26 protein-coding genes, 10 tRNA genes and 1 other annotated feature are annotated in these 25,764 nt (G+C 49.9%); of the genes, 31 read left to right on the top strand and 5 right to left on the bottom strand.

Translation table 11 applies throughout. The annotated features are described in order from the left end of the window. Window positions 1-18 precede the first annotated feature (18 nt). The 18 genes from cobT to ACI4N7_RS03370 all read left to right on the top strand — a co-directional run bounded on the left by cobT (window position 19) and on the right by ACI4N7_RS03370 (window position 9,193). A complete protein-coding gene (gene cobT / locus ACI4N7_RS03285; RefSeq protein WP_439731944.1) occupies window positions 19-1,071 on the top strand; it encodes a nicotinate-nucleotide--dimethylbenzimidazole phosphoribosyltransferase in 1,053 nt (350 codons plus the stop codon). After that, window positions 1,068-2,090 carry a nicotinate-nucleotide--dimethylbenzimidazole phosphoribosyltransferase gene (locus ACI4N7_RS03290; RefSeq protein WP_439731945.1) on the top strand — a complete coding sequence of 341 codons (1,023 nt, stop codon included), beginning with the start codon at window positions 1,068-1,070 and terminating at the stop codon, window positions 2,088-2,090. The genes cobT and ACI4N7_RS03290 overlap by 4 nt, the downstream gene beginning before the upstream one ends. After that, window positions 2,090-2,869: a nickel insertion protein gene (larC, locus tag ACI4N7_RS03295; RefSeq protein WP_439731946.1), complete on the top strand. Its 780-nt coding sequence runs from the start codon at window positions 2,090-2,092 to the stop codon at window positions 2,867-2,869. The genes ACI4N7_RS03290 and larC overlap by 1 nt, the downstream gene beginning before the upstream one ends. Window positions 2,870-3,234: 365 nt before the next feature. Further along, a tRNA-Gly gene (locus ACI4N7_RS03300) sits at window positions 3,235-3,309 on the top strand. A gap of 35 nt (window positions 3,310-3,344) precedes the next feature. After that, window positions 3,345-3,420, top strand: a tRNA-Asn gene (locus tag ACI4N7_RS03305). A gap of 1 nt (window position 3,421) precedes the next feature. Further along, window positions 3,422-3,496: transfer RNA gene (locus tag ACI4N7_RS03310), tRNA-Gln, on the top strand. Between the two features lie 3 nt (window positions 3,497-3,499). Further along, window positions 3,500-3,575, top strand: a tRNA-Lys gene (locus ACI4N7_RS03315). A gap of 5 nt (window positions 3,576-3,580) precedes the next feature. Continuing rightward, window positions 3,581-3,655, top strand: a tRNA-Glu gene (locus tag ACI4N7_RS03320). Window positions 3,656-3,659: 4 nt separating this feature from the next. Continuing rightward, window positions 3,660-3,735: transfer RNA gene (locus ACI4N7_RS03325), tRNA-Val, on the top strand. Between the two features lie 3 nt (window positions 3,736-3,738). After that, window positions 3,739-3,815: transfer RNA gene (locus ACI4N7_RS03330), tRNA-Asp, on the top strand. 7 nt (window positions 3,816-3,822) lie between these two features. Beyond that, window positions 3,823-3,898: transfer RNA gene (locus tag ACI4N7_RS03335), tRNA-Phe, on the top strand. 5 nt (window positions 3,899-3,903) lie between these two features. Continuing rightward, window positions 3,904-3,989 (top strand) — tRNA-Leu (locus ACI4N7_RS03340). Window positions 3,990-4,024: 35 nt separating this feature from the next. Next, window positions 4,025-4,109: transfer RNA gene (locus tag ACI4N7_RS03345), tRNA-Leu, on the top strand. A gap of 133 nt (window positions 4,110-4,242) precedes the next feature. Continuing rightward, window positions 4,243-5,400 carry an MFS transporter gene (locus ACI4N7_RS03350; protein WP_439731947.1) on the top strand — a complete coding sequence of 386 codons (1,158 nt, stop codon included), beginning with the start codon at window positions 4,243-4,245 and terminating at the stop codon, window positions 5,398-5,400. Window positions 5,401-5,474: 74 nt separating this feature from the next. Next, the gene (locus ACI4N7_RS03355; protein WP_439731948.1) at window positions 5,475-6,749 is read left to right on the top strand and encodes a DEAD/DEAH box helicase; all 1,275 of its coding nucleotides are present in this window, start codon (window positions 5,475-5,477) and stop codon (window positions 6,747-6,749) included. A gap of 297 nt (window positions 6,750-7,046) precedes the next feature. Beyond that, a complete protein-coding gene (locus ACI4N7_RS03360; RefSeq protein WP_439731949.1) occupies window positions 7,047-7,904 on the top strand; it encodes a hypothetical protein in 858 nt (285 codons plus the stop codon). Between the two features lie 156 nt (window positions 7,905-8,060). Continuing rightward, window positions 8,061-8,684: an ECF transporter S component gene (locus tag ACI4N7_RS03365; protein WP_439731950.1), complete on the top strand. Its 624-nt coding sequence runs from the start codon at window positions 8,061-8,063 to the stop codon at window positions 8,682-8,684. Between the two features lie 59 nt (window positions 8,685-8,743). Continuing rightward, complete coding sequence (locus ACI4N7_RS03370) at window positions 8,744-9,193, top strand: YaiI/YqxD family protein (protein WP_439731951.1); 450 nt, start codon at window positions 8,744-8,746, stop codon at window positions 9,191-9,193. Between the two features lie 46 nt (window positions 9,194-9,239). Here the strand turns inward: ACI4N7_RS03370 and ACI4N7_RS03375 are convergent, their stop codons facing one another. Next, a complete protein-coding gene (locus ACI4N7_RS03375) occupies window positions 9,240-10,196 on the bottom strand; it encodes a DUF1858 domain-containing protein (RefSeq protein WP_439731952.1) in 957 nt (318 codons plus the stop codon). Window positions 10,197-10,397: 201 nt separating this feature from the next. On the opposite strand from ACI4N7_RS03375, the gene ACI4N7_RS03380 reads away from it, so the two are divergent. From ACI4N7_RS03380 to ACI4N7_RS03390, 3 genes are read left to right on the top strand one after another with little or no spacing between them, the layout of a single operon-like run. Then, complete coding sequence (locus tag ACI4N7_RS03380; protein ID WP_439731953.1) at window positions 10,398-11,585, top strand: M48 family metalloprotease; 1,188 nt, start codon at window positions 10,398-10,400, stop codon at window positions 11,583-11,585. A 44-nt stretch (window positions 11,586-11,629) separates the two neighbouring features. Then, window positions 11,630-12,574, top strand: coding sequence for a D-alanyl-D-alanine carboxypeptidase family protein (locus ACI4N7_RS03385; RefSeq protein WP_439731954.1), 945 nt, complete (start codon window positions 11,630-11,632; stop codon window positions 12,572-12,574). After that, window positions 12,567-12,866 carry an FtsB family cell division protein gene (locus tag ACI4N7_RS03390; protein WP_439731955.1) on the top strand — a complete coding sequence of 100 codons (300 nt, stop codon included), beginning with the start codon at window positions 12,567-12,569 and terminating at the stop codon, window positions 12,864-12,866. The genes ACI4N7_RS03385 and ACI4N7_RS03390 overlap by 8 nt, the downstream gene beginning before the upstream one ends. 157 nt (window positions 12,867-13,023) lie before the next feature. On the opposite strand, the gene ACI4N7_RS03395 is transcribed toward ACI4N7_RS03390, so the two are convergent. Then, complete coding sequence (locus ACI4N7_RS03395) at window positions 13,024-13,596, bottom strand: NAD(P)H-dependent oxidoreductase (RefSeq protein WP_439731956.1); 573 nt, start codon at window positions 13,594-13,596, stop codon at window positions 13,024-13,026. 353 nt (window positions 13,597-13,949) lie between these two features. On the opposite strand from ACI4N7_RS03395, the gene ACI4N7_RS03400 reads away from it, so the two are divergent. From ACI4N7_RS03400 to ACI4N7_RS03415, 4 genes are all read left to right on the top strand, one after another. Next, a complete protein-coding gene (locus ACI4N7_RS03400; protein WP_439731957.1) occupies window positions 13,950-14,444 on the top strand; it encodes a nitroreductase family protein in 495 nt (164 codons plus the stop codon). Between the two features lie 15 nt (window positions 14,445-14,459). Further along, on the top strand, window positions 14,460-14,819 hold the full coding sequence (locus ACI4N7_RS03405; protein WP_439731958.1) for a winged helix-turn-helix transcriptional regulator: 360 nt from the start codon (window positions 14,460-14,462) through the stop codon (window positions 14,817-14,819). Between the two features lie 228 nt (window positions 14,820-15,047). Continuing rightward, window positions 15,048-15,566, top strand: coding sequence for an SRPBCC domain-containing protein (locus tag ACI4N7_RS03410; RefSeq protein ID WP_439731959.1), 519 nt, complete (start codon window positions 15,048-15,050; stop codon window positions 15,564-15,566). Window positions 15,567-15,578: 12 nt separating this feature from the next. Then, a complete protein-coding gene (locus tag ACI4N7_RS03415; RefSeq protein WP_439731960.1) occupies window positions 15,579-16,418 on the top strand; it encodes a type 1 glutamine amidotransferase domain-containing protein in 840 nt (279 codons plus the stop codon). 206 nt (window positions 16,419-16,624) lie between these two features. Here ACI4N7_RS03415 and ACI4N7_RS03420 read toward each other — a convergent pair whose 3' ends face one another. The 3 genes from ACI4N7_RS03420 to ACI4N7_RS03430 all read right to left on the bottom strand — a co-directional run bounded on the left by ACI4N7_RS03420 (window position 16,625) and on the right by ACI4N7_RS03430 (window position 18,008). Beyond that, a complete protein-coding gene (locus tag ACI4N7_RS03420; RefSeq protein WP_439731961.1) occupies window positions 16,625-16,969 on the bottom strand; it encodes a heat-shock protein Hsp90 in 345 nt (114 codons plus the stop codon). 24 nt (window positions 16,970-16,993) lie between these two features. Continuing rightward, on the bottom strand, window positions 16,994-17,491 hold the full coding sequence (locus ACI4N7_RS03425; protein WP_439731962.1) for a PaaI family thioesterase: 498 nt from the start codon (window positions 17,489-17,491) through the stop codon (window positions 16,994-16,996). 103 nt (window positions 17,492-17,594) lie between these two features. Continuing rightward, window positions 17,595-18,008: an amino acid-binding protein gene (locus ACI4N7_RS03430; protein ID WP_439731963.1), complete on the bottom strand. Its 414-nt coding sequence runs from the start codon at window positions 18,006-18,008 to the stop codon at window positions 17,595-17,597. A 348-nt stretch (window positions 18,009-18,356) separates the two neighbouring features. Then, window positions 18,357-18,555 (top strand) — a binding site (T-box leader). A 207-nt stretch (window positions 18,556-18,762) separates the two neighbouring features. Here ACI4N7_RS03430 and ACI4N7_RS03435 point away from each other — a divergent pair. The 6 genes from ACI4N7_RS03435 (at window position 18,763) to coaE (ending at window position 25,757) form a co-directional block, all read left to right on the top strand. Beyond that, window positions 18,763-19,644 carry a branched-chain amino acid ABC transporter permease gene (locus ACI4N7_RS03435; RefSeq protein WP_439731964.1) on the top strand — a complete coding sequence of 294 codons (882 nt, stop codon included), beginning with the start codon at window positions 18,763-18,765 and terminating at the stop codon, window positions 19,642-19,644. Beyond that, entirely contained in the window at window positions 19,644-20,606 is a 963-nt protein-coding gene (locus ACI4N7_RS03440) for a branched-chain amino acid ABC transporter permease (RefSeq protein WP_439731965.1), read from the top strand. The genes ACI4N7_RS03435 and ACI4N7_RS03440 overlap by 1 nt, the downstream gene beginning before the upstream one ends. Continuing rightward, window positions 20,606-21,370, top strand: a complete 765-nt coding sequence (locus ACI4N7_RS03445) for an ABC transporter ATP-binding protein (protein ID WP_439731966.1) — start codon at window positions 20,606-20,608, stop codon at window positions 21,368-21,370. The genes ACI4N7_RS03440 and ACI4N7_RS03445 overlap by 1 nt, the downstream gene beginning before the upstream one ends. Then, complete coding sequence (locus ACI4N7_RS03450) at window positions 21,367-22,089, top strand: ABC transporter ATP-binding protein (protein WP_439731967.1); 723 nt, start codon at window positions 21,367-21,369, stop codon at window positions 22,087-22,089. The genes ACI4N7_RS03445 and ACI4N7_RS03450 overlap by 4 nt, the downstream gene beginning before the upstream one ends. Window positions 22,090-22,494: 405 nt before the next feature. Next, complete coding sequence (gene polA, locus ACI4N7_RS03455; RefSeq protein WP_439731968.1) at window positions 22,495-25,074, top strand: DNA polymerase I; 2,580 nt, start codon at window positions 22,495-22,497, stop codon at window positions 25,072-25,074. Between the two features lie 56 nt (window positions 25,075-25,130). Continuing rightward, window positions 25,131-25,757, top strand: a complete 627-nt coding sequence (gene coaE / locus ACI4N7_RS03460; protein WP_439731969.1) for a dephospho-CoA kinase — start codon at window positions 25,131-25,133, stop codon at window positions 25,755-25,757. Window positions 25,758-25,764: the final 7 nt, after the last annotated feature.

Here is a 25,764-nt window from a genome sequence, read left to right on the forward strand (position 1 = left end):
TATAATCAGGAGGCATGAATGGGTTTACTGGATGAAACACTGAATCAAATTCAACCGCTGGATGAAGATGCTATGGAGCAGGCGGCAGCCCGCTGGAAAGATTTATACCTTGGCATGGGGGACCTTGGAAAGATGGAAGATATGGTCGTCCAGTTTGCCGGTGCCACAGGGGAGGCCATGCCGGCCATTCCGAAATGCTGTACTGTCATCGCCTGCGCGGATCATGGAGTGTATAAGGAAGGTGTTTCCGCCTATCCACAGTCCACAACAGTGGGTATGACCCGGGCTTATGTGGAGACAAAGGGAGCAGCAGCCAATGCCATGGCTTACTACTCTCACTCCGACATGGTAGTAGTGGATATGGGGATCAATGCAGATATGAGCGGCGTGCCGGACCTGCTGGATCGTAAGATTGCCTGGGGAACAAAGGACATTGCAGAGGGACCTGCCATGACAAGAGGAGAGGCTGTCCGTTCCATTGAAACAGGCATAGAGATTGCGGAAGAAAAAGCAAAAGAGGGGTATAAGGTATTTACCATTGGTGAGATGGGGATTTCCAATACCACATCATCTGCCTGCATCCTGGGGGCTTTCAATGGGTGGAATGCACTGGAAGTAACCGGACGGGGAACAAACATTTCTGATGAAAGACTTCGTCATAAAGTGGAAGTAGTGCAGAAAGCCATGGATATAAACCGTCCGGATCCACGGGATGGCCTGGATGTGCTTTCCAAGGTGGGAGGCTTTGAATACGGCTGTATGACCGGGGTTATTCTGGGAGCAGCTGCCAATCATGCACTGACCATTATTGATGGCTTCAATACCACTGCCAGCGCTTTTATTGCAAAAGCGCTCTGCCCTGAGGCCGTGCATTATCTTATGGCATCTCATCTGTCTCTGGAGCAGGCCCATAAAAAATCGCTGGCTGCTCTGGGGCTGACGGAGTATATTGACCTGGATTTCCGTCTGGGTGAAGCCATCGGTGCCGGCATTCAGACCAGAATGCTGGACTATGCTCTTTCCGTATATCGGGAATGCGTTACGAAAGAAGAAGCGGGGGTGAAAGCATGAGTTCTATTCCTTCCCTGAATGAAGAAATGATGAAAGCCTGCCAGCTGTATGTAGATAATCTGATTAAACCCATCCATTCCCTGGGAAAACTGGAGGAAATGGCAGTACGTATGGCGGGAATTACCGGTGTGGTCAAACCGTCCTATCTCAGCAAGGCTGTCGTTATCTTCGGCGGCGATACGGCAGTGGACGGGGGAAACAAAACCAAAGGACAGCTGTCCCATGATGAAATGAAGCTGGTAGCACAGGGAGGCGGCCCGGTGAACAGCATTGCCAGACAGCTGGAAGCTCCGGTATATCTGATTGATGCAGGCCTTGAGAAAGATACATCCGATATCGAAGGGGTTCTTACCAGGAAAATGATCCACGGCACCCATCATGGAAGGCCGGCCATGGATGATGAGGTGGTAGAAAATGCCATTTCCCTGGGTATGTCAGTGGCCAAAACGCTCTACTCCCAGGGCGTGGAAGCGGCAGGACTGGGCAATATAGGCGAGAGATCCCTCCTGTCAGCCTTGGCGGTGACAGCTGCCATTATGAAGGAGGATCTGATGAAGGCCTCTTCTGCAGGCGGACTGAGGCTGTCTCTTTCCGGTGTGGGGCAGTTTGCAAAAGATCCGGTGGGAAATCTGGCAGAAGTAGGGTCTGCGGAAATTGCGGCGCTCTTTGGATTTGTGGTAGAAGCAGCCAGAAAAGGCATGATTGTGGTCTTTGACAATGCGGTGACCGGTGCGGCTGTACTGGCGGCAGTAACCGTATATCCGGAAATCAGGAATTTTGTTTTCCCTTCTGTATACTACAATGAACCGGTCCATCAGATGCAGATGCAGAAACTGCAGATGAAGGCGTTTCTCCATTATGATTTTACCGAGGCGGAAGGCTTTGGATCAGCTCTGGGGCTTTCTCTTCTGGATGCGGCCATTGATATGCTGAACCAGATGAAAACCTTTGGCAGTGCTGATGTGGATGTGGCTATTGACGGCGCAGGAAGTGGAAGGCAGAGAAAGGAGATTAAATAATGAAAGCTCTTTTTATCAGATGCTACGGTAAACTGACAGCGGACATGATGATTGGCGGGCTCATTGATATGGGCGTACCGCCGGTATACCTGAAGGCAAGGCTCAGGGATGCAGGTCTTTCAGAAGAGTTTATTGAAAAACCGAATCCCAAAGCCCGTATTTCAGCTCATTATTTTCATATCCCACCTCAGGGGAAAAAGCCTCTTCTTTTGAAACAGGCGGATATTTTCCGCTTGTGGAAAGATATCTGCTCTAAAGGAGCACCGGAATGGGAAGAAACAGGATGGAAGGTTTTTTCCGTGCTGACAGCCGGCGCATCGGACGCAGTGGATGATATACCGGCCAACATTGTGGATCTGCGGAGAGTAGGCGTGTCAGAGGAAAATCTGGCTTCTCTGTATCTGTTTCTCTCGGCCCTGGATTACCTGGAGGTAGAAACCCTCTTTACATGCCCCTTCTCGATTACGGAGGGACGGACAGAAGCAGGCAGAGCATCGGCAGCTATACTTACCGATGCAGTATCAACTGTAGGCAATCCGGTGGCAGTCGAGGACATTCATCCCTTTGCTGCTGCCATGCTGGAAGGGCTTTCTGCAGCCTTTATGCCTATGGACGGGAGGTTCCTGGCTGACCGCACCGCCTATGGAAGCTCCAGCGCCGAAAAACCGGAGGGAGAAAATACAGTGGCGGAATACCTTGGCTACTTTACCGACCGGGGCGATTCCATTTTCAGCAGGCATATGAAGGTATTCGGTATGGACTCGGGGCTGGACCTGTAGCTCCGGCCGGAAAGAAAAGCATTTATCCTGCAGAACAGGCACGGCAGCTGCCGGTTTCGGAATCATTTCTGACCGGCAGCTTTTTTCTGCATCTGTGCGTTTTGATTCTATGGTAGAAAATATTTTTCAAAAAGTACTTGCGAAAAAAGGTGAGATAGGATATAATCATTTTCGTCGCACGGCGGAAGTCCTGCAGACAGGAAGTCAAATCTTGACTGATTCAAAACTTCCTGTTGACAGAAATATCACAATGTGATAAAGTATAGGACGTGACGTTGAGGGTCAAAACATTGAAGAAAATAAAATTTCAACAGTGACTTGACAAAAGACGAAGTAATGATATAATAATATCGTTGCTAACACATGCGGAAGTAGCTCAGTGGTAGAGCACAACCTTGCCAAGGTTGGGGTCGCGGGTTCGAGTCCCGTTTTCCGCTCCATTGCTAGTATCATCCGAAAGGATGTTGCTATAAATTCCTGAATAGCTCAGCCGGTAGAGCGCGTGACTGTTAATCACGATGTCGCAGGTTCGAACCCTGCTTCAGGAGCCATAGGGGTATCGCCAAGCGGTAAGGCAACGGACTCTGACTCCGTCATGCGTAGGTTCGAATCCTACTACCCCTGCCAAATGATCCATTAGCTCAGTCGGTAGAGCACTTGACTTTTAATCAAGGTGTCCCGCGTTCGAGTCGCGGATGGATCACCATATGTGGCCTGTTCGTCAAGTGGTTAAGACACCGCCCTTTCACGGCGGGTTCGCGAGTTCGAATCTCGCACAGGTCACCAATGTGGGCGATTAGCTCAGCTGGGAGAGCGTCTGCCTTACAAGCAGAATGTCAGCAGTTCGATCCTGTTATCGCCCACCAAACGGCCCGGTGGTGTAGTGGTCTAACATGCCGCCCTGTCACGGCGGAGATCGTCAGTTCAAATCTGATCCGGGTCGCCACAATTTTGCCTCGGTAGCTCAGTTGGTAGAGCAAAGGACTGAAAATCCTTGTGTCAACGGTTCGATTCCGTTCTGAGGCACCATATATGCGGCTGTGGCGGAATGGCAGACGCGCTACTTTGAGGGGGTAGTGATCTTTCGATCGTGTGAGTTCAAGTCTCACCAGCCGCACCACAATCTTTATTCCTACTTGTTGTTTAATTTCATATGCGGTCGTGGCGGAACTGGCAGACGCGCTATCTTCAGGCGGTAGTGGAGTAATCCGTGAGAGTTCAAATCTCTCCGACCGCACCACTCAAAATCAAAGCTTCAGGACAATATCCTGAAGCTTTTTTGTTTTCTGAATGCCAATAGAAAAACAGAAAAGGAAAGTCTTCTCTTTTTCCCTGCTTTATCATACAATTAGGAAAAAAGAAGGGAGCCTTCCATGAATCTATCGGTTTATTTCTTCGCCTTCGGTCATTTGGCGGTAGACTGGTCCCAGGGGGCTATTCCTGCGCTTCTGCCTTATTTTATAGCCCATTATGGCCTGTCCTATAAGGAAGCCGGCCTGCTCGTCTTTGCCAATGTGCTCATTGCATCTGTCATGCAGCCCCTTTTCGGCTATTATTCCGACAGGATTTCCAAGCCCTGGTTCATTTCACTGGGCTGTCTTCTCTGCGGTCTGGCCATTTCCTCTGTAGGCTTTACTTCAAGCTTCGGTGCAGTCTTCGCGGCTGCCCTCTGCTGCGGTGTAGGCAGTGCTCTTTTTCATCCGGAAGCAGCCCTGATGGTGAACCGGATTTCCGGAAATCAGAAGGGCAGGGCCATGGGAATTTTTTCAGTGGGAGGCAATGCAGGCTTTGCGGCAGGCCCGCTGCTGGCAGGCCTCTGCGCATATCAGCTGGGGATACATTCTCTTCTGATTTTCGGTGTGCTCAATACTCTGATTGCGCTGGCTATTTTTCTCCGTATGCCTTCTGTCCTGCGGGATGCGGCGTTGGAAGAGAAGAAGGAATCAGCGGCAGGTGGAAACGGGCCCAAACGCAATGACTGGGTCTCTTTCGGCAAGCTGTCGATTCTGATCCTTGCCAGATCTCTGGGATTTACATTAAGCAATACCTTTATCCCTCTGCTCTGGATCCATGTGCTTGGATCTACGGAGGGAGAAGGAACGATGGCTCTTTCCATTCTCTTTGGACTGGGGGCCTGCTTTACCTATCTTGGCGGCGTGCTGGCAGATAAAATCGGATTTCTTAAAATCATCCGCGCCGCTTTCCTGTGCATGATTCCCGCCTATTTCCTTATGACCCGTACTGAGAGCCTTTCTCTGGCCTATATTCTTCTTATACCGGCTGCTCTTTCCGTCTTTATGCCCTACAGCCCTATTGTTATTCTGGGGCAGACCTATCTTGGGAAAAATGCGGGATTTGCATCCGGAGTCACACTGGGGCTTTCCACTACCCTGGGAGGCATGTTTGCTCCCCTGGTAGGCTGGGCGGCAGATCTGTGGGGACTGCAGGAAGCACTCAGTATCCTTTGGATAGCCGGTATCCTGGGGACGGCGGCAGCTTTTGCGCTGCCTGCGGTGAAAAGACAGGGATGAACGCATTGGCCGGATTCCCGGCTGTGATATAATAAAAGAAATTCTATGCACATTTCGCAGTAACAGGAGGAAATATGAACGCATTCGCAGCACTTGGTGTAGGAGAGTCCCTGATCTCTCTTTTAAAACTGCAGGGAATCAAGGTGCCCACACCTATTCAGCAGGCTTCCATTCCCACTATTTTCAAGGGAAAGGACCTGATTGGCCGCGCCCAGACAGGAACCGGAAAAACACTGGCTTACCTGCTTCCGGTAATTCAGAGAGTAGATAAGGAAAAGGGAGCCACCCAGGTCCTCATTATGACGCCTACCCGGGAACTTTCCAAACAGGTCTTTGACGTTTTCCGGCCCTTTGCCCTGGAACTCGGCATTGACGGAGTGGACATCATCGGCGGGAGAACCATTGAAAATCAGCTCCAGAAACTGAAAAGAGATCCTCAGGTCATTATTGGTACTCCAGGACGGCTTCTTGATCATATTCGAAGAAAAAGCATGGATCTGTCCCAGGTCAAGACGGTGATTCTGGATGAAGCAGACCAGATGCTGGCGAACGGATTCCGGGAAGATATCGAGGCGCTGGTGGATGAAACGCCCAAAAAGAGGCAGCTGCTCCTGTTTTCCGCTACCATGCCCGATGAAGCGGTAAGGCTTGCCAGGAAGTATATGAAACATCCAGCTGTGGTGGATGTGGCAGAAAAGGCAGCAGCTTCCACGGTGGAACAGAGAGTCTATGAAACAACGAAACCCAGAAAATTCAAGCTTCTGGTACGCCACCTGACGGAAATGAACCCCTATATGGCTGTGGTTTTCTGCAATACCAGGGAAGAAGCCCATGAAATTGCAGGAAAGCTGCAGGAAGAAACGGACTTCGTGGTTGATGAAATCCATGGCGATATGAGCCAGGGCCAGAGAAACCAGGTAATCCGGGAATTTGAAAAAGCAAAGATCCAGGTCCTGGTGGCTTCGGACATTGCCGCCCGCGGGCTGGATGTGGAAGGCATCACCCACGTATTCAACTATGACATTCCCAGAAATCTGGAATACTATGTACACCGCATTGGCCGTACAGGAAGGGCAGGCACCAAAGGCATCGCCATTACCTATGCCACACCGGAAGACGGAAGTCTCCTTCGGAAGCTGGAGAAATCTATTTCCGAAACTATTACCCGTTATGATGAAAAGGGAAATGTACGGAGAGTGAGACAGGGAAAACCGAAGAAAAAAACGGTTACTCCCGGTATGTATAAACCTACCAAGAAAAAGGAGCATAAGGCTCTTGGGCATAAAGGAAAGAATATGCGCCAGAAGCGGAAGAAAGAAAAAACAGATAAAAAGGGAAAGAAGAAATAAGGAAAGCCGCCCGGACAGCCGGGCGGCTTTTTAATGGGCCGGCGCACTGGCAGGCCGGCTGGAATCACTATCGGCATGCACCAGAATCCCTCACTTCATTCGGAATAGCGGCAGTAGAGGGAAGGCAGGCACGTAACACTGACTATAATAATCATCAATAATCATCGCCTTAAAGGGGCAATACTACCACCCTCGGCCCGCAGGACCGTCAAACCTAAGAACCTTTCCCACCACCCTCTGAACCTGTCCCTGTTTCCATGCACGGATGTGGTACAATAGAGCCATTGAGGTGATAGAATGCTTAAAAATAAAGATCTGATCAAACAGCTGCTCTGGCTTCTGGCTCTTACCATTCCCTGGGGACTGGGCGGCTTTGTGGTGCATACAGCTTTTTCCCTGTCTGTGGGACTGACAGCCTACTGGGCAGCGGGACTGCTGGTGCCTTTTATTTTTTATCTTCTGCAGAAAAAAGGATGGGGCAGTGAACTGGGACCCTGGAGGGCAGCCGTGCATCTGCCGGTCTGGGTATCTCTGGTAATTGTAGAAATGGTGGTTTTCTGGAATTATCTGCCCCGGATTGACCGGGAATGGAAAACGGTTCCTGCCCTGACGGGAATCGGTGCGTTCCTGATTCTTTCTTTTTTTGTCCTGCTGTCTTTCTTCCTGGATCGAAAGCTGGCACTGCTGTATGATTCCCTGAAACGGAAGGATTCCATGATCAGCCTCTGGCTGGGATGTTCTTTTTTCAGCGGACTCATTCCGGGAACAGCCATGGCTGCTTTCCTCGGCCTTTACTATGCTGGCGGTATGCGGCTGGATCCTTTTACGGCTTCTTTTTTCCTGATGGAGATTTTCGGTATTGTCTTTTATGGGAAAATCTTTCTGGCCATGATGACCTTTGGCATTTTTCTTTTCCTGGCACTCAATGGGCCTAAGGCGCATCGGGCTGTAACCTCTGTTTTCTCTGCCATTTTCTGGCTTTTCCTGCTTTTCATTCCGGTGGTTATTTCTTCCCGTATAACCGGGAGCGGACTGTGGCGGGCCTATCTGGATCCGTCCTATCTTTCCGTATTTCCCTATCTGTCCGATCTGTGGCTTACGGGACTGGCACTGATGGGAGCCATGAAGCTGACCGGATGGATTTTTAAAGAGTAAACTGTTGACAAATAAAATCTGTTCATTATAATAACAGTTGGCAGATAAAGGGGCTCCGCTTTGCCGGTATCAGAAGAAAGGAACCGGACCGCGGGGTGAGTATATCGCTGCATTTACGGCTTATATCTCAAAGAGAGTAAGAACGGAGGTTTCAAAATGGAAAAAGTTAATCATGTACCCCAGGCAAATCACGCATTTTTGAGTATTCGACAGCTTACGGTGTCCGGACTTCTGGCAGGAATTACCATTTTCCTCGGACTCACAGGCTACGGGTTCATTCCCCTGATTGTCATGAATGCCACCATCCTTCACATTCCCACCATTATCGGTGCGCTGGTGGCAGGCCCCAAGGTAGGGGCGCTGGTAGGGTTCCTCTTCGGGCTCTTTTCCTTCATACAGACGCTCAGGGCGCCCAGCCTTCTGCTGCAGTTTGCTCTGCAGTACAATCCCTTTTATGATGCGTTCATCTGCATTGTACCGAGAGTGTGCATCGGACTCTTTGCCTGGTTCCTGTATAAACATATGCCCGGCCGGGAAGGCCTCCGCGTAGGCATAGCAGCCGTCGGCGGTTCCCTCTGCAATACGATCCTTTTCCTTGGCTCCTTCTTCCTTCTGGTGGGCGCTCCCTATGCAGCATCCAAGGGAATTTCCGTGGAAGCCGTAGGCGCTACGATCATGGGTATCGTTGCTATGAACGGTGTACCGGAAGCCATCGTTTCCGCCGTCATCATCGTACCGGTAGTCACCATGCTGAAGAAATCGGGCTGGAAAATGAAATAAGAAATCAGAAGCTGCAGGTGCCAAAGCCTGCAGTTTTTTATTGCCATGACAGGAGTCATATGAAAGTATTGATTGATGGGGACGGCTGTCCTGTGATAAGGGAAACAGAAAGAGCATGCGCTCTGTTTGGAATTGAAGTACTGATTTTATGCGATACCAGTCATCTGATTCATTCGGAGACAAGCCGGGTTATTCTCGTGGATCAGGGACGGGATGCGGCGGATCTGGCTCTGATATCCCGTATCCGGCCGGGGGATGTGGTGATTACCCAGGATTATGGATTGGCAGCGCTGGCGCTCACAGAAAAGGCCTATGCCTTTCATCAGGATGGATGGCAGTATAATGAGGAAAATATAGAAGGCCTCCTCTGGCAGCGGTATGAAGCAGGGAAGGCAAGGCGCTCCTCCAGAAATCACATGAAGGGACCGCCCAAACGGGACAAGAAACAGAATGAACTGTTTTTCCATAAGCTCTGCAGCTTTTTGAAGGAGAAGACAGAGGGCACATAAAAAAACGATGCAGCATTTGGGCTGCATCGTTTTTATTTTCATAAAATCAGGCTTCTTCCTTGCCTCTCAGCCGTTCATCGCATTTGGCAATGAGGGCAGCAGAATCGACTCCTGCGTCACGGCACATGGTGCCGATGGATGTCTTCATGTCGGAGGGCATGGCAATCTTTTCATCCTGGAAAACAGGCAGGAGCTGGGGATACATGGTAAGGATGGTTTCCATAGGCGTATCATCGGTAAGAAGGGGCTTCTTATATTTGTCGGCGATGAATTCGTTCATTTCCCCGATGATTTCAAATACATCCATACCATGGGACTGGGCTGCCTGCCAGAGGTTTTCATCATAGGATACAAAGCAGCCTACGCAGGACATGCCGTATTCCATGAGGAAGGGGCCCATTTCCGGATAGACTTCAATGATCTGCATGATATTGTTTTCCGGGCGGACAAAATCCCCTTCCTTTAACGGCGGTACATCAGGGGAGCCGAAGCCGCCGTAATAGTTGCCGGCATCAGCTTCTGAGGATCCGGGCATGGTATTGCCCAGTACAGCGTCGCGGAAAGCTTCATAGCCCATTTTATCAATAAATTCTTCCATGGACTGGTAATTTTCGTGTTCCAGATAATAGGTGCAGGCCTTTGTCATGATGGAGAGGGCATCGGACGGGAACTGGGCAAAAGCAAAGAATGTCTTTTTGCCGGTGTAAATATCCCAGCCGTCGGACATACCTACGGAACGGATGGGAAGAGGCGTGGTCATGGTGCAGGTCAGAATGCAGGAAGGCCAGGAACCGAAAGCCAGGAGGCCCAGGTCTTTCAGCGTATCTTCCACATCATCCTTAACCAGACCGGAAATAATGGGACGGCCTTTGGGATCAAGAATATAGGTGCCGTCGTGTTTGTCGGCCACCTGTTTCATCTTGGCCTTGAGTTCGTCGCGTCCTTCTGTAATATCGGGGATGAAATCAATTTCAAGAGAAAACGTAAGATTATCGGCTGTCATAAAAAAACTCCTTTCAAGAGGTGGGATTCACTTCACATATTTATACTTTTCTATTATATCAAATAGACGCAAATAAATCGAGAGAAATCGAATGAAAACTACAGGGAAAGGCAGCCCATATGACAGGAAAGCAGGCACAAGTTTTCTAAACATGGTACAATATATCAAATCAGTGGGTATCATTGATCAGGAGGCAGAAATATGAAGGGATGGAAGAAAAAAATAGCCGCTGCCATGCTGGCTGCGGTTTGTCTCACGGGAGCGGCCGCTCCGGTTACGGTAGAAGCGGCAACGACGACCCAGAAAATTCTGTATGGGGCGGCAGCACTCCTTTTCGTTTCCAGTTATTATTCCCGCATGGATGATCATGACGGATTAAAGCTTTTGGATCAGTGCCAGCAGCAGACCGGCGTGTATGAATCAGCGGAAGCGGATAACCGGGTCCAGTCCATTTATGAAAATATCCGGAATACCGGTGCGGTGGAGCGCAATTACAATGTCTATGTATCGCCTAATGAGGAGATCAATGCATTCATGAGCCTTGGCGGCGTGCTCTGCGTCAATAAGGGCTCCCTGGATGCCTTTGACGATGATGAGCTGGCTTACGTCATGGCCCATGAAATTTCCCATGGAGAGAAAAGGCACAGCGTGAGCGGCGTGAAGAAGAGAGTGGGCCTCATTACGGCTCTGGATGTGTACCTGGGCGGCAGTGCTACCTACGGAGAGTACATTCTTGGCAATATTGCGGCCAACTATGTATCCAATGCCTTCTTTACAAAAGATCAGGAAAAAGAAGCGGATGCGCTGGGCTTCCAGTATCTGGTAGAAGCGGGCTATAATCCCGGCGGCGGAGCAGCTTCCATGCAGGTGCTGAAGGATAAATACGGAGAAAGCTCTCCCTCCGGCATCAAGGCGGTGCTGGCACCGGGAAACCATCCGAAAACGAGCGACCGCATCAATAAAAACCTGAAATGGATGAAACAGTATTCCGGTGGACATGTGGATGTAAAAGACGGATGGATTATGGTCAACGGAGAAAAGACTTTCCAGCCCATTGCTGCCGGACGGTATACGGACAAGGAAAGAACTTTCCTTACGGCCGGAAAGCTGGATAAGCTTTACCATGCAGGCAATGTACCTGATGCAGTAATAGAAGATGATACCATTTACTGCGGAAATACAGCCGTTTACAATCTTTCTTCCTCGGAAAACGGGAAACTCTATGTGGAAAACCTGAACAAGGGTATAGCAAAGGACCGCGGCGAAGCGGTGAAGAGCGATTTCGAGATTGATTCCCGCAGGGAGAAACTGGAAAAGAAAGCAAAAGCGGCGGAGAAGGATAACGGAAACGGTGCGGAGACGGAGACAGGCGCCATTCCGGAAGCCTGATTTCTCTCCCGCATAGAAATAGAAAGGAATGAATTCATCAGATTATGAAAAAATTATTGGCTCTCCTTGTACTGGCGGTTGTATTTGCGGGCATAGCTTTTGGCATTCTGGCACTCATCACTCCTGAGCCGCCGAAGAAACCGGAGCTTCCGCCTCCTCCGCCATCGGGAGCCGTATCGGCAGCCCTGCTGGATGGAAATACCGGGGACATTCTGGCGGAAAAGGAAGGTACTCTGAAGGTCTATCCGGCCAGCACCACCAAGATTCTTACCTGCATCATTGCACTGGAGGAAGGAAAGGATAAGCTGGAACAGAATGCAGTCATTACACCACGGGCCATGAAGCAGGACGGCACGAATCTGGGCATTCGTCCTGATATGCCTCTTTCCCTTCACCAGATGCTTTACGGCATGATGCTCATTTCCGGAAATGATGCCGCCGTATCGACAGCAGAAACGGTGGGAGGCTCCTATGACCGTTTCATAGAGATGATGAATGAAAAGGCTGCGGCCATTGGTGCAAAAAATTCCCATTTTGCCAACCCTAATGGTCTGACAAATCCGAACCACTACACCACAGCTGAAGATATGGCCAGGATTGCGGCCTATGCCATGAAGAATCCGGATTTCAGAGATATCGTGAAGAGAAAGACCTATCCCATGACCTACAGGAACGGCATTTACAGAAATGTGGAAAACCGCAATGAATTCCTTTCCAGCGGCTATGCCGGCGCCAACGGCATAAAGACCGGCATGACGGAAGCTGCGGGAGACTGTCTTGTGGCATCGGCGGAAAGGGACGGCCGCCTTATGATTGCCGCTTTCTATAATGATCCCAAACGGTGGGTTGATGTAAAGAGCTGGCTCGATTACGGATTTGCAGCTGCTAAAGCGGAAGAGGAGTATCAGGCGCAGCTGGCGGCAGAACCGGCTATTTATAAATTTATGAACCGGATGCTGGGAAAGGAGCCGAAAGAAGTGCATGCGTAAAAAAAGAAAACCTCCCTTTCTGAAGCGTCTTTTTCCCACCAGTCCCATGCTGCGGATCATCTTTGTGGTGGTGACCCTGATTACGGCCTTTGTGGTCGTGCAGAATGTATATCATTTTGTCCAGGTCAAGGAGCAGGAGGCAGAGCTTTTTCAGGAGAGAGACCGGCTGGAAAAGGAAAAAGAGGAACTGGAAACCAAGAAGGAAGATCTGGAAGATCCGGCCAAGCTGGAAAAGAAGGCTCGGGATGATCTGGGGCTGGTGAAACCGGGAGAAGTGCCTTACGTACGCTGAGAAGGCAGTGCTTTCTTGAAATGGCAGCATCCAACTGCATAGGTATTGGAATTCCATATTTTTTCGTGGGATTCTTAAAAAGCTGAAAATGCCTTCCCGAAAGGGAAGGCATTTTCAGAAAAGCAGGGATTCACCGGCTGTATTACAGTTTATAATTTTAATGTGCCGTTTTTTTCCGCAGGGAGCGGAGTGCATCCATAAGTCTTTCCGCATGGCTGATGGAAAGATCAGTGACCCGGTTCCTGTCTTCTTCACTGCTGACGCCGGGAATATAGGCCATTCCAAAGCTGTAAACGGGCTTTTCATACTTCATCTGGCATAAGGAGGCCATCTGCTCGAAGCTGTAAAGGAATTCTTCTATGGGATGACGGTTCTGTCCGTCTTTTCTGTAGTGATCGGCACCGCCGCCTACGGTAAACGAGAGAAGGAGATGCTTTCCCTTCAGCGCATTTCCGGTGGATCCGTAAGCAAATCCATGGGCGAAAACCTTTTCAACCCAGTTTTTGATGATGGCAGGGAAGGAGTACCAGTAAAGGGGAAACTGGAATACGATTATATCCGCCTGCTTTACATATTCCTGCTCCCGGGCGATGTCGAAGTCCCAGCCCAGAAGGTCCATACGGCGGAGGGTGAAGGGAAGATCGGATTCTTCCATTTTAGTAAGAATGGTTTTATTTGCTAAAGAGTGGTTTAAATCCGGGTGTCCGGATACAAGTAAAATATTGGCCATAATGGGCTCCTTTCTTAAGACAATGCGGAGAACAGAACACTCTGCTTCATGCCGCTTTTTCCCTCTTCATACCGGGGAATGGATATATCATAGTGTATAACTGCATCTTGTGAAAGAATGCACTTTAAAGACACTCCATTACCTTTAGGAAAGCATGGGGCATGGAATGGGCAGCCTTATCAAGCGGTTCGGCATTCAGTCTGTATCTCTTTGGTCCTGATCTTTTGAAGAACTGTCATGCTATAGAAAAAGTAAGTGACTCACTTGAAAGTACATTCTTACATGAAAGCCGGTTTTAGCTTACAATGTATCTGGTAAGAAAAAGGAGAGTAACTCCGGAAAGGAAAATTTCTATGGATGAAATATGGAATAGAGTCAGTGTCCGCCGGTTTGAAAAAAGACCGGTGGAAAAAGAAAAAATAGAAAAAGTGCTTCGGGCAGCCATGCAGGCTCCTTCGGCAGGAGATGAAGAAGCCTGGCGCTTTTATGTTATAGAGGATAAGGAGCTTTTGAAAAAGCTTGCCCGGGTCAGCCCCTATGCTTCACCGGCGGCTATGGCTCCCGCCGTGCTGGCAGTTTCTTACGACAGAAAAGCTCTTCGCTTTCCTGAATTCGGCGAGATTGACTGTGCCATTGCTTCGGAAAATGTCCTGCTTGAGCTGGAAAGTCTGGGGCTTGGCGGCGTGATGCTGGGTATTGCACCCATCCGGGAAAGAATGGATGCCGTGCATTCCCTGCTGCAGCTTCCCGAAGAGGAAGAGGCTTTTACGCTCATTCCTTTCGGCTATCCCCTGGGGAAAGGCAGCAGCCGGGACCGCTTTGACAGCCAGAAGGTTCATTACAGATAAAGGAAAGGATTTTCTATGGATGAAAAGAAAGTTTTTAACTGCCCGGTGGAAGCTACCCTTTCCATTATCGGCGGTAAATACAAATGCGTGATTCTTTACCATTTGTCTCATGAAGTGCTGCGGTTCAGTCAGCTGCAGCGGATGATTCCCAATGTGACCGCAAAAATGCTGTCCCAGCAGCTCCATGATCTGGAAAATTTCGGGCTGATTCATAAAACCATCTATCCTGTGGTGCCGCCGAAGACAGAATACAGGCTGACAGATTTCGGGAAAACCCTTTCTCCCATTGTGACGGCCATGTGTGACTGGGGAAATGAATATATGGGAGACCGTATCCTTCACCGGGGTGAAGGGCACCCTTCCCATGAAGAGTAATAAAAAAGAGAGACTTGCGAACTGTTTCATAGGTCTCTCTTTTTGTTTTTCCGGAAAGGGAAGCATTCGCTACCCTTTTGGTAACTATATGACTTTAAAGTGCATTCTTACGAAAAAGCAGGTACTGCGCTATAATACATCCATCATTGAGAACCGGTTCATGGGAAGGACGCTTCCCGGAGTTTGCAGTTTGGATAGAAAATCAATCATTACAAAAGGAGTTTTATCATGTTAAACGAAATCAACTGGCCGGAAGAATACCTGCCCGGCTTTACAGACAATTTTGCTTCCAATGAAATTATTGTTCCCGGCATTACTGCGGAAGAAGTATTTGCCAATCTGCTGGATACATCCATCTGGCCAAGCTACTATGACAATGTGGCAGATGTGTACTTCTATAACCATGACGGTCCCATGCTGAAAAAGGACACCCGCTTCCGTTTCAAAACCTTCGGGTTCCCCATTGAAGCTGAAGTCATTGAACTGGAAAAGCCCTCCCAGGGCAAGCCGGGTAGACTGGCCTGGCATGGGTGGGCCGAAGGGGATGCAGACCATCGCCTTGACGTGGTCCATGCCTGGCTGATTGAAGATATGCCAAAAGGAAGAGTGCGCATCCTGACCCAGGAATCTCAAAAAGGCAAGCCGGCGAAGGATCTGTTTAATACCCATCCGGATACCATGAACATGGGCCATCAGGACTGGGTCAAAGGACTGGCACAGACCGTGCTGAAATCCCATAAAAAATAAGGAGGTTATTCCATGAAAAAAGCATTTGCATTTCTGTTCATGATTATTTCTGCACTGCTGGGCATGGTTCCTGCTCAGGCTGCAGAGACAAAGGGAAAAATTCTTGTTATCGCATCCGGTGAAGATACGATGACACTGAAAAACGGTTCTACCATGAATGTGGGTTTCTTTCTGAATGAATTTGCCGTTCCTTCCCAGTATCTGGCAGGAGAAGGCTATGAAATCGTGCTGGCTACACCGGAAGGAAAGAAACCGGTGATGGATAAGAGTTCCAATGATAAGAATTTCTTTAATGGCAGTGAAGAAAGAAGAGCTTCTGCGGAAGCTTTCATCAACGGTCTTTCTCCCATTTCCTTCAAGGAAGCTCTTCGCCATCTGGATGAATACAAAGCAATCTTTATCCCCGGCGGCCATGCACCTATGACTGATCTGATGCAGAGCCGGGATCTGGGGGAAATGCTCCGCTATTTCCATGAATCCGGAAAACCAACAGCCATGATCTGCCATGGCCCGGTAGCTTCTCTGGCAGCTCTTCCTCAGGCAGAAGCCTACAGGAAGGCACTGGTGGACGGCGATTTCGCCAAAGCCCAGGAAGCTTCTCAGAACTGGATTTATAAAGGATATCATATGACCGTTCTTTCCGATGCGGAAGAATGGCCCGGTGAACTGAAGAAGGGCACGGAAATGCCTTTCCATGTAGAACAGGCACTTCAGATCGCAGGCGGCTATATGGAAGAGGGAGCCCTTTACCAGAGCCATGTAGTCAAAGATCATGAACTGATTACAGGACAGAACCCTGCTTCTGATATTGCGCTGGCTCAGGCACTGGCAGCAGCCATTGAAGGCCGGTAATCTCTGAAGGCGGCTTATGAATCCGGGGCAGGGATGCCCGTAAAATCAGATGCTGTCATGGCGTCAGCAGGTTCTATAGCAGAAAGAGCGCCGGGTGATGATCATCATCACCCGGCGCTCTTTTTTATTATGCAGGACAGCCTCTGCTGCGGCATGGATTTCCCTGCTTCAGAAACGGCACACAGTCTGTGTCAGGCCTGTTTTTCTTACCATTCCGCTTCGTGATCCAGAAGCCATCCGCCGGCTGTGCAGGCGGGGCAGATGCAGTATTTTACGCCCTTTTCCTTAGCTGCATGGGCAGCGGCTGCAAGGCTTTTTGCCGTATCGGCACCCAGTAATTTAGCGCCTTCTTCCGATTCAAAAAAGGGAATGACATTGTCCAGGGAGTTTACATCTGCCTTCAGCTCTTCCTTCAGAGCAGCGGCAGCGCCTTTTTCCTCTTCTGTGCCCAGCGCCTTCAGATAGACTTCACAGACTTTTTTCAGGCCTTCATAGCAGCTGGGGGCATTCATAACTTCCTTTACCTTTTCAATGATTTCTTCCTTTGCCATTTGAATCATCCTTTCTATAAAAAATCAATGATTTCCCTGCTCAAACATCATATGGGATGTGGCTTCGGCAGCCACTGAGCCATCCTCGTGAAGCACTTTGGCTTCAATCACCGACAGGGGACCTTTCCGCTTCAATTCATGGCAGATGATCTTCACCGTTTCCCCGATGAGGACGGGAGAGCGGAAACGGGATTCCATTTTACCTGTATAGGCGGGAATGCCTGTATTTAAAAAGAGATAATTGCCCATGACCTCGTCCATGAGAGTCATGATAAGGCCGCCGTGCATGCGGTCGTTATAGCTCTGGTGCTCATGGGAGGGGGTAAAGAAGGCAAGGCAGCCGTCAGGAATGGAAAAGAAATGGAGATGAAGCCCTATGGGATTTTCATCTCCGCAGGCAAAACACATGCTGTAGGCCGGTCCGCCTGCCAGTTCCTGCAGCGGGTGACCCAGCTTTTCCTCTTCCCGGTGGAGAAGCTCTTTCTCTTTTGGGTTTAACGGGTACTTTTCCTGCTTTTTCATATAAGGCCTCCTTGGGAGAAGACAGCATCTTCTCCTTTTTATTATAACATGATGAAAAAGGGAAAATAAAAAAAGCTGCGGGATTTCGCAGCTTCATCATCTGTTAGAAACGATCCAGCAGATGGTATCCTTTTCCTTTCAGGAAAGTCTCCGTTTCCGATTCTGTGGTGGAGAATACGGCAATCGGGGAGCCGCTCTGACGGTCAAAGGAAATATAAAGATAGCGGATCATTACATTGGCGTTCTGCAGGTCGGACAGAATGTGGTCCAGGGTGCCGGGCTTATCGGATTTCATATCCACTGCCAGTACCAGATCCACCCGGCACTGATAGCCTGCCTTTTCCAGCGCCTGCATGGCTTCTTCCGATTTGTCCACGATAAGACGGACGATACCGAATTCAGCACTGTCTGTAGCCAGCATGGTGTAAATATTAATGTCATTTTTTGCCAGAATAGCCGTCATTTTGCTTAATGCGCCCTTTGTATTGGCGGTGAAAATAGAAACCTGGTGTAACATAGTGTCCTCCTTCGTCAGAGACTTCCGCTCTGTGTATTACAGTGATTTTAACATAAATCAGGGGAAAAGGTAAATATAGGAGCGCATAAGCGGTGCAGGATTGTATTTCCTGCAGGCTGACGCGAGGCTTTACAAATTTATTTCAAAAATCCTATTGACTTTTTTCATCAAGGCAGTATAATATCAACCATAACACGAAAGAACGAATGGCAAGGATCGGGATATGCATTCCACGAAGCGTGCAGAGAGCTGACGGCTGGTGCGAGTCGGCGGTGGAGAGAATGCAGGCTCACCCGGGAGTTTCGAAAGTGAACCGAGTAGTTTTCGACGCAGCCTGCGTTACGGGCATGAAAAGCAATGAACGGGACAAGGGATATATTGGTCCATGGCATAGAGAGCCGGCGGATGGTGCAAGCCGGTGCATTCCAGTATTGACTATCACCTGCGAGCCCCGCTGTTGAACCTAGTAAACGGCGGCGCCTATCCACGTTACGGATGATGAGCATAGAGTATAATGTAGGGTGGTACCGCGCATGTCGCCCCTATTTCCGAAAGGAAATAGGGGCGTTTTTTATGGGACGATCCCGCAGATGCTTCATGTTCTTTGAGTGATAAATACAGGGTGGTACCGCGGATTCCAATTCGCCCCTGCTGCAATGACGCCAGATTGCAGCAGGGGCGTTTTTAATGCCATTTGTTCTTTCATAGAAAGGAAGGCATCAGCCTTCGTATTTTGGAAAGGGGATTGAAGATCGTGTTTTTTCAACAGCTTGTCAACGGTTTAACGCTGGGAAGCGCCTATGCGGTCATTGCCATCGGCTATACGCTGGTATTCGGCGTATTGAACATCGTCAACATGGCACATGGCGGCATCTTTATGATCGGCGCTTACATCGGCCTGCTTCTCGTTACGGAAGCGGGACTGGGCATTTTCCCGGCACTCATCGGCGCCATGATCGGCGGTGCGGTATTAGGTTATGGACTGGAAATCTTTGCACTCCGTCCGCTCCGCCGCCGCAAAGTAACTCATCTGGCACCACTCATCAGTACTATCGGCGTGTCCACATTCCTTGAAAGTGTGGCACTTATGGTCTGGGGTCCTCAGACCCGTTCTTTCCCGTCCACTTTCGGGAACGGACTCATGGACTTCGGCGTTTTTAAGATTTCCGGTATCCAGATTATTTCTCTGGGTACGGCCGTAGTTCTCATGGCTCTTCTGACAGTCATGCTGAACCGGACAAAAATCGGCAAGGCAGTCAGAGCTACTTCTGAAAATGCAGAAACTGCCGGCCTCCTCGGTATCAACACCAGCCGTATCATTACCTTTACCGTTATGCTGGCTTCCGCTTTAGGTGCTGCAGCCGGCGTTCTCATCGGTCTTTCCTTTAATGCCATTGAACCAACCATGGGTACATCCATGGGCCTCAAAGGTCTGGCCGTACTGATCATGGGCGGCCTGGGCAACGTGGAAGGCGCTATGGCCGGCGGCTTTATTCTGGGTATTGCTGAAGTATTCGCTGTGGCTTACGGTTCTTCCACCTACCGTGACGCAGTGGCATTCGGTATCATTATTCTGATTCTCTTTATTCGCCCTGAAGGCTTGTTCTCCAAGGCCGGGAAAGGAGGCAGACCGTAATGGATGAACTTTTAAATGGCTACTTCCTGCAGGTTTTCACTTTCGTATGCATTAATATTCTTCTGGCTCTCACGGTTTATATGACTGTGTGCACCGGTATTCTTTCCCTGGGCAATGCAGGCTTCATGAGTCTGGGGGCTTATACTTCCGCTATTGTTACAACCCAGTATGGCGTGCCTATGCCCGCAGGCATTGTGCTGGGCGGTCTCTTTGCTACTTTGATTGCTTTGATTATCGGCATGCCGACCATTCGTCTCCGGGGACTTTATCTGGCTATTGCCACCATGGGCTTTGGCGAAGTGGTCCGCGTTATTGCACTGAACCTGGATATCACCCACGGTGCCCTGGGCTTTTCCGGCATTCCGTCCATGGCCAGCGTTCTTTCTGACTATGCCAGCGACATGGGCCTTCTGGATGCTCTGGAAATCGACTCCCAGACCGGAGGCCAGCTGATAATGAACATCGTTCTTCTCATCATTGTGATTGCAGTCGTTACTTTCTGGTACCGCCTGGAACATTCCCGTATCGGCCGTGCATGGGCTGCTATCAAAGCCGATGAATACGCTGCATCCCTCACCGGTATCAACGTAGTAGAATACAAAATGATGGCATTCCTCTTCAGTGCCTTCTTTGCCGGAGTAGCCGGTGCGCTCTATGCTCATGCTACTTTCTTCATCAGCCCCACCGACTTCTCCTGGAACAAGGTGGTAGATATCCTGGTTTACACCGTTTTCGGCGGCAGCAACGTGCTCTGGGGTTCCATCCTGGGCGCTACCGTTCTTACCGTTATTCCGGAATCTCTCCGTGCTATGGCGGAATACAGAGATATTATCTACGGCCTCATGCTGGTAGCCCTCATGGCCTTCCGTCCTGACGGCATTCTTTCCTACGACGCAGTAAAATGGATTTCCCGTAAATTCAGCAAAAAGCAGAAGGCTTCTGCAGAAGGAGGAAATCAGTAATGCTTCTTGAAATGAAAAACGTAGTGAAACAGTTCGGCGGCCTCACCGCTGTTTCCAATATGTCCTTCTCCGTAGAAAAAGGAGAAATCTTCGGCGTCATCGGACCAAACGGCGCCGGTAAAACCACCATTTTCAACCTGATCACCGGCGTATACCAGGTGACGGAAGGGGATATCCTCTTTGACGGACAGTCCATCGAAGGGAAGAAACCCTATCAGATCATCAATATGGGCATTGCCCGTACCTTCCAGAATATCCGCCTGTTCTCCGGCATGACCGTGCTGGAAAACATCCTGGTGGGCCATCATGACCGGCTGAAATCGGGCCTGCTGGCCAGCTTCCTCCATACTCCTTCCCAGAAAAAGGAAGAAAAGGAAGCCCGCGACCAGGCTATGGAACTGCTGTCCTTTGTAGGACTGTCGGAAGATGCTGACCGTCTGGCAACAGAACTTCCTTACGGCAAGCAGAGAAAGCTGGAAATCGCCAGAGCCCTGGCTACCCAGCCGAAACTGATTCTTCTGGATGAACCGGCAGCCGGCATGAACGACAGTGAAACCGCTGCCCTGACTGAACTCATTCACAATATTCGTGAAAAATTCGGAACCACCATTATTCTTATTGAACACGACATGCACCTGGTCATGAGCCTCTGCGACCATGTCATGGTAGTCAACTTCGGTAAGAAACTGGCTGAAGGGGTGCCGGAAGAAGTACAGAACAACCCCAAAGTTATTGAAGCCTACCTCGGAAAGGAGGATGAATGATGCTTCTTGAACTGAAAAATGTAGAAGCTGCCTATGGCAACATTAAAGCTTTGAAAGGCATCAACCTCTCCGTACCGGAAGGCAAGATTGTCACCCTTATCGGCGCCAACGGTGCCGGTAAGTCCACCACCATGAAAACCATTATGGGTATCATGAAGCCTATTGCCGGCGATGTTCTCTTCAAGGGAGAATCCATTGCAGGCATGAAGACGCATAATATTGTGAAAAAAGGCGTGGTTCTCGTTCCGGAAGGCCGGCAGATTCTCCAGAATATGTCCGTCCGTGAAAATCTGGAAATGGGAGCCTATCAGAGAAAAGATCCGGAAGGAATCAAGGAAGACCTGTCCAAGGTCTTTGAACGGTTCCCCCGTCTCTTTGAAAGACAGAATCAGTTCGGAGGCACCCTTTCCGGCGGCGAACAGCAGATGCTGGCCATTGGCCGTGCAGTCATGGCCAAACCGGAAGTCATGCTTCTGGATGAACCATCCATGGGCCTTGCACCCCTGGTGGTACAGCAGATCTTTGATGTAATCAAAGACATTAACAAAATGGGTACTACTGTTCTTCTTGTAGAGCAGAATGCGCGTAAAGCCCTCCAGATTGCCGATTATGCCTACGTTATGGAAACCGGCAGAATCGTCATGGAAGGCCCGGCGCAGGAAGTTGCCAGCAACCCGGATGTCATGGCGGCATATCTGGGCGGCAAGAAGAAACAGTGACCAATATAACAGCCGTTCAGGTTGTAACACGATCCGGGAAAAAGGACAGAGAAATCTGTCCTTTTTCTCTTGGAAAAAACAGCGGGATAAAAGGATAAAGGAAATCCGGCCCGCCGAGTAGAAATTATCAGTAAGCTGGCAGACTGATGAGACAGCAGGGGGCAATTCCTGCCGGGCACCGGGATTCTTTACTCCTGCTCGGAATGGCTGTGCCGTGCGGAAAGAACAGCATGGTGCTGCCTATGAAAAATGGCGGCGCTCCTCTGTACCCGGAGACAGGGAACCTTCTGAACCCTTTATATAAATATGATATAATAAGAAGCGATATTATTCGAATTTCCTGCTTTTCTTCGGAAAAGCGAATGAGACTGATTTCTGCCCTGCTGCAGGGCGGAAGGAGGATATATGAAGAAAAAACTGGTGATTATTGATGGAAGCAGTCTTTTATATCGTGCTTTTTACGCACTGCCGCCTACCATGACTTCTCCTGACGGGATTCCCACCAATGCGGTGTATGGATTTCTCCGCATGCTTCTGGGGCTTTATCGGGACCTGGATCCGGAGTACATGGCTGTTACCTTTGATAAGGACCGCCACACGTTCCGTACGGATATGTATGAAGGGTACAAGGCGACCAGAAAACCGGCACCGCCGGAACTGATTCCCCAGTTTGACCTGATTCTGGATGTTCTGCGGGTCATGGGGGTAGCCGTGTACAGCATTCCCGGCTATGAAGGGGATGATATTCTGGGAACCCTGTCTGCCCGCTATGAAAACGAGCTGCCTGTGGATATTGTTACCGGCGATCGGGATGCCCTTCAGCTTTCCAGCAGCCATACCACCGTCCTTCTGACGCAGAAGGGAATTACCAGCATGGCCGCCATGACACCGGAAGCTATTTTTGAAAAGTATCATATTACTCCTTCCCAGGTCATTGACATGAAGGCCCTCATGGGTGATACGGCCGATAATATTCCCGGCGTGCCGGGCATCGGAGAGAAAACGGCTCTTGGACTTCTGACGGAATATCAGAATCTGGATAATCTGTATGCCCATGTGGATGAAATCAAAGGGGCCAGAGGAAAGAAGCTGACCGCAAACAAAGAGCTGGCCTACCTGTCCTACAAACTGGCCACCATTAAGAGGGATGTGCCCATTGAGGCTCCTCTGTCGGACATGAACCAGCCGGTGCATGAAGCGGAAATGAAGGAACTTTTCGGGCGGCTGGGCATCAACCTTCTGAAACAGTTTGCCGAACTTCCCCGTTTCCGGGAACTGTCCCAGGTCAAGAAGGAAGAAAATGAAAAGTCCCTGCCCACGGTGGAAGACTGGAATCCTTCGATTTCCCTGCAGGGAAAGGTTGCCGGCCTCTGGGCGCACCTTACAGGCAAAGCACCCTTCTTCCAGGCAGAGGAAGTGATCCTTTCTTCCGAAGGACATGCCTGGCTGGTGACAAAGGAAAACTATGGCAGGGCGGCTGCTGCGCTGAAAGAGGCGGCGGCTGTGGTGGTGGAAGACAGCAAGGTCCTTCTGGAATCCGACTTCCCTGCAGAGGATCTTCCTTTCTTTGATGTTTCCCTGGCGGCCTATCTTCTGGATTCTGCCCGGGTGACCTATCCTTTGTCCTATATTGCCGGCCTTTTCGGAAAACCGGTGATTTATCCCGATGATCTGGACGATATCAGGGAAAAGGGCTGCTGCATTACTCTTTTCCTGGCTTCTCTCTATGATGAGGCGGAAAAGAAACTGAAAGAGAATGGTGTGAGCCGGCTGTTTCATGAGGTGGAACAGCCGCTGGCAGCGGTTCTGGCGGCCATGGAAAAGGCCGGTATTGCTACGGATCAGGAAAAGTGGAAAACGGTGAAGGAGGAAATGGAAAAGGAAGAACGCCTTCTGGTAAAGGACATTTATACGGAAGCAGGAGAAGCGTTCAACATCAATTCCCCGAAACAGCTGGGCCATATCCTCTTTGAAAAAATGGGGATGCCTGCCGGAAAGAAAACGAAAACCGGTTATTCCACGGCTGCAGATGTGCTGGAGGAACTGGCCGTATCGTATCCCATGGTGAAAAATATTCTCCGCTACCGAAGCCTTTCCAAACTGATTTCCACATATCTGGAAGCGCTTCCTCAGCTGATTCATAAAGATACGGGAAGAATCCATACGTCCTTCAACCAGACCGTTACGGCCACGGGACGGCTTTCCAGCTCGGATCCCAATCTGCAGAATATTCCGGTACGTACAGAGGAAGGGAGAAAAATACGGTCTCTCTTCATACCGGGAGAGGGATATGACTGCTTTATTTCTTCCGATTATTCCCAGGTAGAGCTCCGTGTGCTGGCCCATATGTCCGGAGACGAAAGCCTTATCCGTGCTTTCATCAACAAGGAAGACATCCATAGAAGAACAGCGGCGGAGGTACTGGGGATTCCCTTTGAAGATGTCACACCGGAGCAGCGCTCTCATGCGAAAGCCGTGAATTTCGGCATTATCTACGGGATCAGTGATTTTGGCCTGGCACGGCAGCTGGGCATTACCAGAAAACAGGCGGCAGATTATATCGAGGCCTATTTCCAGCGATATCCCAGCATCCATGATTTCATGCATTCCATGGTGGAAAAAGCAAAGGAAACGGGCCGGGCCGTGACACTGTTCGGCAGGTACAGAGAGCTCCCGGATATCAACAGCAAGAATTTCAACCGCCGCTCCTTTGCGGAACGGACCGCCATGAATACCCCGATCCAGGGAACGGCAGCGGATATTATGAAAATGGCCATGATCGAAGTGTACCGGCGCATGAAGAAGGGCGGCTACAAGAGCCGCGTGCTTCTCCAGGTGCACGATGAACTGGTGGCGGAAGCGGTGAATGAAGAAAAAGAAGAAATCGCCGGTCTGCTGAAAGATGCCATGGAATCGGTGGTTACACTCAAGGTTCCTCTGGTGGCGGATGTGAATGAAGGGAAAAACTGGGCGGAAACAAAATAGTGAGCCGGCGGATCAGCTCACTATCCCCCGTATTTATTTCATAAAAAGGAAGTACCATGTATCGTATTGGATTGACAGGAGGCGTAGGCAGTGGCAAGAGCACTGTTTCCTCCTATATGCATGAATTGGGAATTCCCGTGATTGACGGAGATAAACTGGCCAGGGAGGCAGTGATTCCCGGAAGCCGGGCCATGTACCAGGTGAGGGAGGCCTTCGGCCCCGGCGTATTTCTTCCCGACGGAAGCCTGGACAGGCTGAAAATGGGAGAAATCGTTTTTAATGATGAAAAGAAAAGGCAGAAGCTGAACGGCATTATCCATCCCTTTATCTGGTACCGTACCAGGGAGGAACTGATCCGGGCCCAGAATGAAGGCCATCCGGTGGTGGTGCTGGATATGCCGCTCCTGCTGGAAATCAGCTGGCAGCTCCGGGTGGAAGAAGTATGGATTGTGGAGGTTCCGCTGGAAGTCCAGATTGCCCGCGTCATTTCCCGGGATGGATTTACCAGGGCTCAGGTGCTGGAACGGATAGGAAAGCAGATGCCCACCATGAATAAAATGAATTATGCGGATGTGATCATTGACAACAGCCGATCGGTGGAAGATACGAGACGACAGGTACGGGATGCACTGAAGCATGTACCGGGATTTCAATTTCCCAAAGGAATGGAAGAAGCAGAATGAGAGTCGC

This window comes from Dialister sp. (assembly GCF_051885895.1).
In the GTDB taxonomy this organism is placed as follows: domain Bacteria; phylum Bacillota; class Negativicutes; order Veillonellales; family Dialisteraceae; genus Dialister.